This window comes from Leisingera coralii, from assembly GCF_049056525.1.
GTDB classification, from domain to species: Bacteria; Pseudomonadota; Alphaproteobacteria; order Rhodobacterales; family Rhodobacteraceae; genus Leisingera; species Leisingera coralii.
The window spans coordinates 1-12938 of record NZ_JBHUPT010000022.1 but is presented as its reverse complement, the minus strand read 5'-3'; the positions used below and the strand labels follow the sequence as shown (position 1 = coordinate 12938).

The 12938-nt window shown below is 62.5% G+C and carries 9 protein-coding genes; all 9 read right to left on the bottom strand.

The features are described 5' to 3' along the window. Nucleotides 1-40: 40 nt before the first annotated feature. The 9 genes from ACFMBG_RS09135 to ACFMBG_RS09095 all read right to left on the bottom strand — a co-directional run bounded on the left by ACFMBG_RS09135 (nt 41) and on the right by ACFMBG_RS09095 (nt 12801). Nucleotides 41-1249, bottom strand: coding sequence for a hypothetical protein (locus ACFMBG_RS09135; RefSeq protein WP_421054392.1), 1209 nt, complete (start codon nt 1247-1249; stop codon nt 41-43). 112 nt (nt 1250-1361) lie between these two features. Next, nucleotides 1362-5447: a Pls/PosA family non-ribosomal peptide synthetase gene (locus ACFMBG_RS09130; RefSeq protein ID WP_421054391.1), complete on the bottom strand. Its 4086-nt coding sequence runs from the start codon at nt 5445-5447 to the stop codon at nt 1362-1364. A gap of 285 nt (nt 5448-5732) precedes the next feature. Beyond that, entirely contained in the window at nt 5733-7073 is a 1341-nt protein-coding gene (gene ectB, locus ACFMBG_RS09125) for a diaminobutyrate--2-oxoglutarate transaminase (protein ID WP_421054390.1), read from the bottom strand. 87 nt (nt 7074-7160) lie between these two features. Next, nucleotides 7161-7505, bottom strand: coding sequence for a hypothetical protein (locus ACFMBG_RS09120; RefSeq protein WP_421054389.1), 345 nt, complete (start codon nt 7503-7505; stop codon nt 7161-7163). Between the two features lie 290 nt (nt 7506-7795). Next, entirely contained in the window at nt 7796-8716 is a 921-nt protein-coding gene (locus ACFMBG_RS09115) for a nucleoside hydrolase (RefSeq protein WP_421054388.1), read from the bottom strand. 16 nt (nt 8717-8732) lie between these two features. Continuing rightward, the gene (pth, locus tag ACFMBG_RS09110; protein ID WP_421054387.1) at nt 8733-9416 is read right to left on the bottom strand and encodes an aminoacyl-tRNA hydrolase; all 684 of its coding nucleotides are present in this window, start codon (nt 9414-9416) and stop codon (nt 8733-8735) included. 75 nt (nt 9417-9491) lie between these two features. After that, complete coding sequence (locus ACFMBG_RS09105) at nt 9492-10733, bottom strand: NAD(P)/FAD-dependent oxidoreductase (protein WP_421054386.1); 1242 nt, start codon at nt 10731-10733, stop codon at nt 9492-9494. A gap of 138 nt (nt 10734-10871) precedes the next feature. Next, on the bottom strand, nt 10872-11510 hold the full coding sequence (locus ACFMBG_RS09100) for a 50S ribosomal protein L25/general stress protein Ctc (RefSeq protein ID WP_421054385.1): 639 nt from the start codon (nt 11508-11510) through the stop codon (nt 10872-10874). Nucleotides 11511-11634: 124 nt separating this feature from the next. Further along, a complete protein-coding gene (locus ACFMBG_RS09095; protein WP_421054384.1) occupies nt 11635-12801 on the bottom strand; it encodes an alpha-hydroxy acid oxidase in 1167 nt (388 codons plus the stop codon). Between the last annotated feature and the right edge of the window lie 137 nt (nt 12802-12938).

Sequence of the window (12938 nt, the reverse complement as noted above, 5' to 3'; positions counted from 1 at the left end):
GCCAGCCCCCGTGCGCAGCGATGCCTCGAAGGTCCTGCGGTCAGAACTCGATGCTGTAGTAAACTGAGATGCCCGCCGAATTGGTGTATTCCCCGTCGGTCCGTTCGCGCGCGTAAGCCAGCTCAAAGATGCCGTAGTACAGGGAGATACCTGCCGCGTTGAAGGAGACACCGTCGACCCGTTCGTGCTCGTAATTCAGCTCCGCAAACAAATTTTCGGCGAAACTCTTGCCGACCGACGCAGCTGCGAAATGATTTCTGCCGTTGGCAATCTCGCTGGTGTCGCTGCTGTTTCTGACCTCCTGAACGCCGCCGCCCAGCGACGCGATCCATTCATTGCCAAAGTAATACGCCGCTGTCGCCGACAGAGAATCCTGATTGAAGGATACCCCGTCTTCCAGTGAATTGTTCAGGCTCACAAGCTCGGTGTACACTTCCAGGTCGTTGCCGTTTTCGAGTTCGAAGAGCTTGCTGGCGCTGACGACATACCCGGTTTCAGTCGCTTCCCCCGGAAGCCCGCCTTTTTGCGAGCGAAAGGAGATGTTGTAGAGCATGTCCTCGGCACCGAAAGCATCCTCGCCTTCCAGCCAGATGTTGTAGGAGTCCAGGCCGCCGGTATTGCTCAGCCCGCCGTCCGCCCGGGTGGCCAGCCGCTCCCCCCGGAAGAAGCTCTTGGCGAGCAGGCTGGTATCCAGCCGGAAAACGCTCGTGCCCAGAGTGTGTTCGCTGCCATAGGAATCTTCGAAGGTATAAGTGACCCCGACACCCAGCCGTTCGTCCAGTTCGTAGTCGCCAAAGTATCCAATATTGAAAAAATCATCTTCCGGATCGTCGAAGCCGAACCCGAACGTCGGGTTGAACTTGCCGCCGAAAACCCCGAAACGGCCGAATTCGGCGGACAGGTACAGTTCCTCGAAATAGAAGTCGTAATCATTCGGGAACGAACCGTCCCCCCTCACAGATGAGCCAAGCAAAGTTCCTACGATGGCGAAATTCTCATTGAAGAAATAACTGGCTTTCAAAGTCGCCGTGTAATCGGTCTCGGATTCATCCTCGCTGTCGTCGTTATTGTGGGAGTACTCCAGAATCAGCTCTCCGCTGAATGGCTTATCCGGAACATACTCCTCCTCTTCGTCTTCATCCGGGACAGACATGATCGGATTCTGGTGCACCATCTGCTGAGTCCAGCCAGCCGCAGGCATCATCAGCGCAGCACTGAAGACCGCGAATTCCATCGTGGTAAGCTTCATTTTGCGGGGGATCCTCCCTGCTCCTACCCCTAACCGGCTTTATCCGCTCCCTCAAGCGGGGCACACAGCCGCCGCGGCCGCGGTGCGGACCGGCCAAGGCTGAACGCTAAGATCATTCAGCACAGAGAGTCTGCTGGCAAGCGGCTATGTGCTCTTCGACCGCCGGCTTTCCAGACCGGCGCACGGCTCCCGGGGCGGTGCGCGCCAGGGCACAAGCGGGATTGCCGCCCCAGGTTTCCCCGGCGCCGACCTGTTCCCCCTTCATCAGGAAACAGTTGGCGGCGAGCACGGCGTCCTCGCCGATGCAGGTTCCGTAATGGACAAAACCGGTGACGCCGACGGTGACACCATCGCCCAGGCGGATCCGGTCCGATTTGAAGACACCTTCTTCCAGTGAGTGGCATTGCAGCACCGAGAGGTGGTTCAGAGTCACATGGTCGCCGATTTCGATCAGTGTCCGTTCCACGAATTGGGCACCGTCATCAAACACCTTGCGGCCGATCTTCGTGCCGAGCATCCGGCCGATGACACTGCGCAGAGGGGTTCCGGCGAACAGTTTGCCGACAGGATGCCCAATGATTTTCCAATGCTGCTCATGGAACCAGTAGTACCGTTCGAGAACAATCGCCTGGCGCGGCTGCAGCCGGCCGAATCCGAGGCTGGCACGCTCGCAAAAGACAAAATAGCCGATGATGAAGAAGCCCATGAACAAGCCCAGCAAGGCCCAGGCAGCATAGCCTATCTCCGGATAGGCCTGCCAGGCGACTTGAAAGCCGATCAACAGGACAAGCATGGGCACCATCCACATCCCGAGGTACAGCAGCACCGCAACCAGGTTGTGCATGTTCTTTTGCTTCAGCCGCCTGGCGCGCTCGGCCTCGTCAAGCTGGGCGGCAAGCTCTGTGTCGCGCTGCACGGCGCGCGGGATTTCAAAGGGCGGGGACCCGAGAAGGCCGGTGTTCTCGCGGATGGGCCCATCGATCGGGATCATCGTCTTGGTGCCGATCAGGCAGTTGTCCCCGGTGCGGCCTCCGGCAGGATAGTGGATCGAATTGCCCAAGTAATTGTTCGCACCGATCTTGACCGGCAGCACGCGGAAGGAAGAGGCCGAAAACTCGGTGTTGATCATCGAAAGGGCATCCGAGGCCATGGTGCCGGAACCGATGTCGCAAAGAAAGGGGTTGGTATGGCGCTGGGTGGTCCCGAAGTTGGACCCGGTCTGCACAACCTGGTTCAGATTGTAGCCGACATAGCGAAGGTAATAGACGATCGCCGAGCTGTCTCCGAAAATATTGTTATAGAACTTCGAGTTCGACGCGCCATCAATCATGCTCTGCAAAAAGTAGTGGAGACCGAAGAGCGGATAGGCACGGCCGGGCTCTACAGTCCAGGCAATCAAGCGCGGAACCGCACCAACGAGCAGCAGCCCCAATGGGAAAAACACCACAAAGAGGATCATGGAATACTTCGCCGATGTGGCGGCCATCGCCAAGGCGCTGGTATTTCTCAGAATGGCGATTTCCATGTCGCTTTGGGTAACCGCTGCGATTGCGGCAAAGAACAGCCAGGTCATCGCGAAGCCAAAGACCATCAGGCCCAGCGTATAGGACCAGCGCCGCAGTTCCCCGCATGGGAGGGGCTCAACCTGGCAATAGTCGGCCTGTGTCTCGATCGCAGGGGTGCCGTGATAATGACCGCCCGCCCGCGCGGTCTGCCCCCTTTCGAGGCTCGAACCGTGGCCAAGCTGGGTGTCGTTTTCCATGCAGGTGCCGATCTCGAAAATGCACTCCTCGCCGATGAACACGTTGTCGCCAATGGTGACCGGGCCGGTTTCAATAAAGCCGGCTTCGGCCTGGTAGCCGAGCATGACCGTATCACGGCGCAGGATCGTGTTCTGCCCGATTGACAACAGGTCGGTGCACACCAGGGAAGGCGCCTGTATGACGGTTCCGCGCCCGATCTTAGCGCCGAGCGCCCGCATGTAGAGATTGTAGACCGGGCTGCCGGCCATCAAGGCAGGCGGAGCGCTGCGTGTCAGCCCCTTGACCAGCCAGAACCGGAAATAGGCCGCGCTCCAGACCGGGAACCGCTGCGGCCGCCAGCGCCCGATCAGAAGCCACTTCGCAGCAATCGGAATCACGGTGAACAGCACAAGCAGGCCGATGCCTGCGACGACCATTCGCGTACCGGCCACCACCGCGCCCTCGCCGCCCCCAAACGCCCACTCCAAAGCCTTGACCAGCAGCCACATCCCGAACAATCCATAAGCAACCATCCAGGCAACCTGCGCTGCACCGCACAGGAAATAGTCGCGGTCACTGGCGATATGCTGCTTCCGCGGTGCGCGCAAAGGCACACTGGCTTGCTGCGACGGCGCTGCGGCCTTGGCATGCGCCCCAAGCTTCCGGATCGTCGGGTTGAGGTAAACATCGCGCATGGAGATATCCGGCAGGCCCGGGCATTTGCGCAACGCCGCGCAATAGCGCGCCATCAGCAGCGAATGGGCGCCCAGATCATCGAAGAAATGGTCGTCTATCGAAAACTTGCCGATATTCAGAACCGGGCAGAGCTGATCGGCAAGCAGCCTCTCGACCTCATCGCGCGGCGCGGCAATGTTCTTGCTGGCGGAGACAAAGCGCGGTCCGGCGGGGGGCGGCAGCTGCTTGCGGTCCGCCTTGTTGTTGACGGTCATCGGGATGAATTCCAGCTCCTCCAGATAGGACGGCACCATATAGGCCGGCAGCCGCGCCTTGAGCGCCCGGGCAACCACCTCCTTCTCCAGCGCGGCAACACCCTGGTTGAGCGAATAATAGGCAACCAGTTCGCGGGTGCCCGGCTCGCTCTCCCAGGTGTCGACGACCGCCTGGCCGATCTCCGGCAGTTCGAGCAGGACAGATTCAATTTCGGTCAGCTCGATCCGGTAGCCGCGGATCTTCACCTGGGTGTCGATCCGGCCCAGGAATTCGACCTCGCCATCCGGATTGATGCGCCCCAGATCGCCGGTGCGGTAGAGCCGGTGAGAGGGGTTGTTGGGGCCGTTCAGGCAATCGGGAACGAATTTCTGCGCCGTCAGGTTCGGCCGGTTGAGATAGCCCGCCGCCAGGCCCACACCGGCAACCGCGATCTCGCCCGGCTCGCCGTCTGCCAGCTCCACATTCTTCTCCGCATCGAGGATGGCAATCGAATAGCTGGGCAGCGGGCCGCCGATGGTGACCGGCTTGCCGGGACGCAGCTCGGTGCATGTGCAGGTGACTGTCGCTTCGGTGGGGCCATAGGCATTCAGGATCGTCCGCCCGTCGCGGTGCCAGCGCCCGATCAGACCCTGCGGGCAGGCCTCGCCGGAAACCAGCAGAAACCGCAGGTCGGGCAGTTCCTCCTCGATGGTGGCCAGCAGCGTTGGCACACAGCACATCGCGGTCACCCGGCTGCTTCGCAGAAACTCAGCCAGCTCCTCTCCGACCAGGCTCGTCCCCGGCTTGGCCGGAACAAGCGCCGCCCCGGCCAGCAGCGGCACCCACAGCTCCTCGACGGAAAAGTCAAAAGCGATCGTCATGCCCTGATAGACGCGGTCGTCGGGGGTGTAGCCATAGGCCTCTGCCGCAACGCGCACGAAATTGCAGATGCTGGCCTGCTCGATCACGACGCCTTTGGGCTTTCCGGTCGTGCCCGAGGTATAGATCAGATAGGCGATCTCATCGCCCGAACTGCCAAGATCTCCCGGACGCAGGCGGGCCGTTCCGCAAGCGCCGATCCGCGCAGCGGCGCTGTCCAGAAAGACGGCCGGCAATTCAAGACCGCTGAAGCGCTCGGCGTAACGCCGCACTGACAGGATTGCGCAGACAGCTGCATCTTCAAGGATGAAGGCCACGCGCTCAGCCGGAAAACCCGCATCAAGCGGCACATAGGCGGCATGGATCTTCTGGACCGCCAGCAGGGCAATATAGGAATCGGCGGTCTTGTCGAACATCAGGCCGATGCGGCTGCCCGCCCGCAGCCCCATTGCAAGGAGGTATCTCGCCAGCTGGTTGGCACGGTCGTCCAGCTCCCGGAACGTCAGCGTGGCATCCGGGGAGATAACCGCCAGATGACCGGAATCGCCGGCGGCGTCGAAAGCATCGCAGCGGGTCTCGTAAAGGTGATGCAGGCGCTCTCCGGGCTGCCAGCGAACAGAATTGACCGCGGTGTTACAAGTGAGCACTGATTGCCTCCAATAGACGAAACGGCGCACGGCACGGGCATCTCTAGCGCCATGCTAGATTGACAGGAGCAAAACGCTTGCCGCCGGCCGGCCCTGGTTCGCAATCAGGCAATTCAGCGGTCAGATTGCGCTGGCCGGCCTTTCCAAGGGTCGAAGGGGATTGCCCCTAACCCCCTCTCCACTTGCCCTTTCCGCAGCCCTGTTCCGGCGCGGCAAGGGGGCATCTCGCGACTTTTCCGGCAGTCTTTACCGGCGCGTTGCACGGCAAATGCATGCGGCTTGCAGTCAGGCTCCTGCGATGCGGATCTTCGGGCCGGTCTTGACACCTGCTCCGAGGACCTCGGCTGCCGCGCGCTCCAGAATATCCAGCCCTTCGCTCAACTCGTCCTGCGTAATCGTCAGCGGCGGCATGCATTTGACAACCTCATCGGCCGGGCCGCAGCGTTCGCAGATCAGGCTGAGCGCAAAGGCACGGTCGCGCACCTCGCCGGCTTTCCCCGCGTCCGCAAAGCTGATGCCCTGCATCAGCCCGCGTCCCTTGACCCGTTCCAGGTGCCCGGGAAACCGCGTCACAATCCTTTGCAGCCGCGTCTCAAGGTATTCTGCCTTTTGCTTGATTTCCCGGGAGAAATCCTCTGTGCGCCAATAGTGGCGCAGCGCCGCCGCCGCCGTCACGAAGGCATGGTTGTTGCCGCGGAAGGTTCCATTGTGCTCGCCGGGCTCCCACTGGTCCAGCTCGCGCTTGATCAGGACCAGCGCAAGCGGCAGCCCATAGCCGGAGAGCGATTTCGACAGGGTGACGATATCCGGCGTGATGCCTGCAGGCTCGAAGCTGAAAAACGTGCCGGTGCGGCCGCAGCCGGCCTGGATGTCATCGACGATCAGCAGGATCTCCAGCCGCCGGCACAGTGCCTCAAGCTTCTGCAGCCACTCCCGGCTGGCCGGATTGAGACCGCCCTCGCCCTGCACCGTTTCGACGATCACCGCGGCCGGCAGGTCGATACCGCTGGACGCGTCGCAGAGCATCTGGTCAAGCAGCGCGATCGTGTCGGGGCCGGCCCCAGGGTAGCCGTCAAAGGGCATGCAGACGGCGCCGTGCAGCGGCACGCCGGCCGCCTTGCGCAGGGTCTGGTTGCCCGTCATCGCCAGCGAGCCGAGCGAGACGCCGTGAAAGCTGTTGGTGAAATGCACGACATTGGCCCGGCCGGTGACTTTCCGGGCAAGCTTCAAGGCCGCTTCCACCGCATTGGTGCCGGTCGGCCCGGTGAACTGGGCGACGTAATCCAGCCCGCGCGGCTGCAGGATCGTCTCGGCCAGCTCGGCCAGAAACTGTCCCTTGGCTTCGGTGTGCAGATCAAGGCTGTGGGTGATCCCGTCCCCAGCCACATAGTCAGTGAGCGCTTTTTTCAGAACGGGGTTATTGTGCCCGTAATTCAGCGATCCCGCACCGGCCAGAAAGTCCAGGTAACGAAAACCTGATTCATCCCAGATTTCACAGCCAATTGCAGTAGCAAAAACTGCAGGCATGGATCTTGCGTAACTCTGCACATTTGACTCGTATTTCGCAAAAAGTCCGGCCGCGGGAAGCTTTAAGCTTTCCGAACCGAATTGCTGCACGTTTTCCATGGTATTCTCCATATCTTACGCAGCGCGACCAAAGCATAAGCCCGGTCGGGGAATTGCATTGTCATTGACGGTTTTTCCCGGCTTATTTCACAAGCCGGTGCGCCCCCCTGCATCCTCCGCTGAGCCGATCAGCACATAGACAACCGGCGACCGGACTCCAGCAAGCTCCTGGCGGATAAACCGGGTTGCCGATATGCGGTCGCGGAACACTCCGCCGCAGGCGCAATTGGCATCCAGGACTTGCCATAAGCCACTGTTGGTTTTTGTCAGCTGGAATTTCAGGTCTGCCCTCGGCGAACTCAACGGGCGCATTGCGGCTGCTATCTTGCCGTTGGCCGCGCGTTTCCCGTTGGTGAAAGATTGGCGTTCTGGTTCAGAGCAGGAACCTATGCTGCTTAACAAGTCGCAGCGCAACTCTTGTCGGACAATCATCAGACACCCCCCAAGTTAATAAATCCCGGTAATTCGCCCATAGCCAATTGCAAGAATAGCCAATTGCTATTCCTGTGCTTACTTGACCCCCAGCCAAATGCGTGTAGCTTAAGGCATTACCATGTCGGGATTAATTAACCATCTAATGTCGCATGGTAACAACAGCGTAAAATAATCGGCCGAAAATTTCAAGAAATTAGTTGGAGCCGCAGCTCGACCGCAAGCGCCGCCAGGGCCTGTTTTTATGCCTGCGGCCAGCACGGCAACGGGCGGCACTTGCGGTCTAAGCGCTACGGCAGCAGCGCAAAACGCTTGAGAAACAGCGATTTCACCCTGTCCGCCTCAACCGTCATGCAGACCTTGACCGGCTCCCGCCCGCTGTCCGGCGCTGCGAGCGTGGCGCCGGAGGTTTCGCCCTCGCAGGAGACCACCAGCGGCACCTCGCGCATGCCGAACAGCTCCGGGTTGGTGCAGGCAATCACCGCCGCCGGGTCATGCAGCGAACAGCCGTTCTTGCCCGCCACCTCCAGATAGAACTTGAGGTAGAAATACGACATCTCCTGCAGCATGCCGCCCAGCTCCGGCGACTTGGCCGCAATCGCCTCGAAATCCTCCGCTAGGCAGAGAATGCGGTGGGTGACGTCCAGGCCGACAAAGACCACCTTCTCCCCGCCCTGGCAGACCACGTCGGCGGCGTGCGGGTCGTGGTAGATATTGGCCTCGGCGTGGGGCGTGATATTGCCGCCCTCCTCCAGAGAGCCGCCCATAACCACGATGGATTTGACGTTCTGGATGAACTCCGGATCGCGCTGCATGGCGAGTGCAATGTTGGTCAGCGGGCCGATCGGGCAGACCACCAGTTCGCCCTTGTGCTCGCGCGCCATGCGGCAGAGGAAATCGGCGGCGTCTTCGTCCAGCGGTTTGCCCTTGGGCTCTGCCGCGGGGATGTCGCCAAAGCCTTCCTCACCATGCACGTGGGACGAGGGTTTGAACGGCGGCAGCACCAAGGGCGCGGTGGCACCAGAGGCCACCGGAACATCCAGATCTGCGGCCTCCAGCAGGCGCAGCGCGTTCCGGGTGGCGGTTGCGGTGGTCACATTGCCGAAGATCGTGGTCAGGCCCAGCAGCTCAATGTCCGGCGCCGCGGCGGCATAGAAGATCGCCATCGCATCGTCGATGCCCGGATCGGTGTCGATAATCAGTTTCACCATCTGCCTGTCTCCCGGCTCACTTGAACTTGTCCATCAGCTTTTCCAGCGGCGAGCGGGTGTCCGGCGCCACCTCTTCCTTGGGCGCCTTCTCCGCTTTTGCTTCCGCCTTGGGCTTGGTGGTGGAGCTGCGCGGCGGCGCCACGCGCAGGGCAACCGCGTTCATGAACTTGCCGCCATCGCCGCGGGCCAGCTCTGCCGCGCCGTCGGAGATGCCGCGCATCAGGTCGTCCAGCCAGCCCTCATCCGCCTTGGGGAAGTCGCGCAGCACATAACCCGCCACCGCGTCCTTGTGGCCCGGATGGCCGATCCCCAGCCGCACCCGCGCGTAATCGGCGCCGATATGCGAATGGATCGAGCGCAGGCCGTTGTGGCCCGCATGGCCGCCGCCCTGTTTCATCCGCGCCTTGCCCGGCGCCAGGTCCAGCTCGTCATGCAGCACCACCACATCGGCAGGCGTCAGCTTGTAGAACCGCATCGCCTCCCCCACCGATTGGCCGGAGAGGTTCATGAAGGTCTGCGGCTTCAGCAGCAGCACCTTCTCGCCGCCAAGATTGCCCTCGCAGATCAGCGCCTGGAACTTGGACTTCCACGGCGAAAACCCGTGATCCGACGCAATCCGGTCCAGCGCCATGAAGCCGATGTTATGGCGGTTGCGCTCATATTTCGGGCCGGGATTGCCCAGCCCCACAAAGAGTTTCATGGCCTCTGCCCGCGTGCGTTTCAAGGAAACCGAGTGATGCCCTATTTGGACCGCGGAATCCAGAGGCCACCAGGCTCAGGCATAGGCACGGTCCGCCGCAAAGGGCGCCAGATCGATGTTGGGCTGGCGGCCTTCCGCCAGATCCGCGATCAGCCGCCCGGTGATGCCGCCCAGGGTCAGCCCGATGTGCTGGTGGCCAAACGCATAAAGTACCCGGTCCGACTTCGGGCTGGGCCCGATCACCGGCAGCGAATCCGGCATCGTCGGGCGGTATCCCAGCCACTCGCTGTCCGGCTTGGGCAGGTCCCCCAGCATCTCTGCCCCCTTGCGGGCGATATAGGCCAGGCGGCGCTGGTTCACCGGTGCTTCCAGCGCGGCGATCTCCACCGTCCCGGTCAGCCGCAACCCCTGCGCATGGGGCACCGCATAGAACCCGGCTTCGCCCCAGCCGACCGGGCGCGTCACCCGGTGCGCCTCATCCTTGAACATCAGGTGATAGCCGCGCTCGGTGCCCAGCGGCAGGTTTTCCGTTCCCGCGCCCTCAATCCGTTTCGAGAAGGCTCCGCTGGCAATCACCGCGCGGCCCGCCGTCAGGCTTTGCCCGTCCGCCCGCAGCTCCACCCCGCTGTCCGAGGCCCTCACCGCCTCCACCGGGGCCTGCAGCGTCGCGCCGCCCAGCTCCGTGAAGGCCCGGTGCATCCGGGTGATGAGTTCCAGCGGGTCGCGCAAGTGCCGGGCAGCGTGGAAATGCACCGCGCGTTTGATGGGCAGGCGCAGGCCCGGCTCCATCTCCTGCGCTTCCTCCGGGCCAGCCTCGCGCCAGGGGACTCCCAGCGCGCGGCGCAGTTCCAGGTCCGCGGTGGCCGCCTCCGCTGCCCTTTCCGTCGACCAGACCGACAGCTGGCCGCGCTCCACCACCAGGTCCTGGGCGCCTGCAGCCTCGATCAGCGGGTTGATCCCGGCATCGGCATGGGCCAGCAGATCCGCCAGATGGCCCGCGATCCGGCGCGAGGGGCCGCTGCGGCAGTTGGCCAGAAAGGACAGCATCCAGCGCGGATTGCGCAGCGCATGGGCAAAAGACAGCGACAGCGGGCTGTCCTTGGAGAACATCAGGCTGGGCAGGCTCGTCAGCACCGAGGGGCTGTTCACCGGCAGGCAGGCATAGGTCGCCAGCGTGCAGGCATTGCCATAGCTGGTGCCCGACCCCGGCGGCTCCGGATCCGCCAGCAGCACCCGGTGCCCGCGCATCTGCGCCCACAGCGCGCAGCTCATGCCCACCGCGCCGGCGCCCGCAACGGCAATATCGTAATCGGCCATGCCCCGCTCCCCTCTCTTCAGACGGAACTGGGGCAGCGGCGCCGGGGAAAGTCAATCGCTTGCGGAGCGCGCGCCGCACAAAAGAAAACGGGCCCCGGATGGGAGCCCGCAAAACCGTTGCCCGGAAGGGCGCGGTTCTTATTCTTCGGCTGCAGCTGCTTCGACTGCTTCGCCTTCTTCGCCTTCTTCCTCGTCGGAGGAGGCCAGGCCGGCCGGCGCTGCGATGTTCGCAATCACGAAGTCGCGGTCGATGGTCGGCTTGGTGCCTTTCGGCAGCTCGATCGAGGAGATGGTCACCACGTCGCCGATGTTCAGGCCGGTCACGTCAACGGTAATCTTCTCCGGGATGTCGCCGGCAGTCACAACCAGCTCAACCTCGGGGCGGACAACGGTCAGCATGCCGCCCTTCTTGATGCCGGGTGCTGCCTCTTCACCGATGAACTCAACCGGGATGTACAGGTTGATTTTCGAGGTGCGGCGCAGGCGCATCAGGTCGAAGTGGGTCGGCAGGTCCTTGACCACGTCGCGCTGAACGTCGCGGCAGATCACGCGCACGTCGTCCTGGCCGTCCACTTTCAGGTTCCACAGGGTGGACTTGAACTGGCCGGCTTTCAGCTTTTTCAGCAGCTCGTTGAACGGGATCTGGATTGCCAGCGGCTCTGCGTCGCCACCGTAAACCACACCCGGAACCATGCCTGCGCGGCGCGCAGCGCGAGCGGCGCCCTTGCCTGTCCCCGCACGTTCCTGGGCTACGAGATCAGGAATCTCTTTTGCCATCTTAATTCTCCAATATGTCTGCCGGGGTGCCTCCAAGGCTGTCACCCCGCGTGAAGCCGTGCCTATAGACCGGAAAGGGCAATATGGAAAGGGGCAATGCCCCCTGCCCGGCGCCCCTGGCGCATTATTCCTGCCAGCGGCCGCCGAAATCCTCGGGGATCAGCAGATTGTGGCGCCCCAGGTCCTGAACCGAACGTTCACCGCACAGCGCCATGGTGGTGTCCAGCTCCTTGCGAATCACCTCCAGCGCCGCGGTGACGCCCTTCTGGCCCATGGCGCCCAGGCCATAGACAAAGGCGCGCCCGATCATGGTGCCCTTGGCCCCCAGCGCCAGCGCCTTCAGAACGTCCTGGCCGGAGCGGATGCCGCTGTCCAGATGCACCTCCACGTCGCTGCCCACCGCATCCATGATCTCCGGCAGCATCCGGATCGAGCTCAGCGCCCCATCCAGCTGCCGCCCGCCGTGGTTCGACACCACGATGGCATCGGCGCCCAGCTTGGCGGCCATCTTTGCGTCCTCGGCATCCAGGATCCCCTTCAGGATCACCTTGCCGCCCCACATCTCCATCAGCTTCTCGATCTTGCCCCAGTCAAGCGAGGGGTCGAACTGCTCGGCCGTCCAGACCCCCAGCTGCGAGGTGTCGGAGACCCCCTGCACATGGCCGACGATATTGCCGAAGTTGCGCCGCTTGGCGCCCAGCATCTCGAGGCCCCAGGCCCATTTGGTCATCAGGTTGGCAATGGTCCTGGGCGTCAGCTTGGGCGGTGCGGACAGGCCGTTCTTCAGGTCCTTGTGCCGCTGCCCCAGGATCTGCAGGTCCAGTGTGATCACCAGCGCCGAGCATTTGGCATCCTTGGCGCGCTGGATCAGGCGGCGGATATAGTCCTCGTCCTTCATCGTGTAGAGCTGGAACCAGAACGGTTTGGAGGTTGCCTCCGCCACTTCCTCGATCGAGTTGATCGACATGGTGGAGAGCGTGAAGGGCACCCCGAATTCTTCCGCCGCGCGGGCCGCCTTGATCTCGCCGTCGGCGTGCTGCATCCCCGTCAGCCCCACTGGCGCCAGGGCCACCGGCATAGACACATCCTGGCCGATCATCCGGCTGGCAGTGGTCCGCCCGGACATATCCACCGCCACCCGCTGGCGCAGGCGGATCTGCTCGAAGTCCGAGGTGTTCTCGCGGAAGGTCTGTTCGGTCCAGCTGCCGCTTTCGGCATAGTCATAGAACATCCGCGGCACGCGGCGTTCGTAGATGCGCTTCAGGTCGTTGATATTGGTGATCACCGGCACCGGACTCTCTCCCGCTTTCGTTTGGTAAAGTTTTCTTACCAATTCAATCCAGCAAAAGCAACGCTGCCTTTGCCGCACCCCTTGAGACGCAAAAAACCGCACCCGGAGGCGCGGTTTGATTTACTCAATATAGTTCC

Coding starts and splice junctions, on each gene's coding strand:
- ACFMBG_RS09100 (WP_421054385.1), bottom strand. CDS start 11,510: ATGGCAAAAGAGATTCCTGATCTCGTAGCCCAGGAACGTGCGGGGACA.
- ectB (WP_421054390.1), bottom strand. CDS start 7,073: ATGGAAAACGTGCAGCAATTCGGTTCGGAAAGCTTAAAGCTTCCCGCG.
- ACFMBG_RS09120 (WP_421054389.1), bottom strand. CDS start 7,505: ATGATTGTCCGACAAGAGTTGCGCTGCGACTTGTTAAGCAGCATAGGT.
- ACFMBG_RS09115 (WP_421054388.1), bottom strand. CDS start 8,716: ATGGTGAAACTGATTATCGACACCGATCCGGGCATCGACGATGCGATG.
- pth (WP_421054387.1), bottom strand. CDS start 9,416: ATGAAACTCTTTGTGGGGCTGGGCAATCCCGGCCCGAAATATGAGCGC.
- ACFMBG_RS09105 (WP_421054386.1), bottom strand. CDS start 10,733: ATGGCCGATTACGATATTGCCGTTGCGGGCGCCGGCGCGGTGGGCATG.
- ACFMBG_RS09135 (WP_421054392.1), bottom strand. CDS start 1,249: ATGAAGCTTACCACGATGGAATTCGCGGTCTTCAGTGCTGCGCTGATG.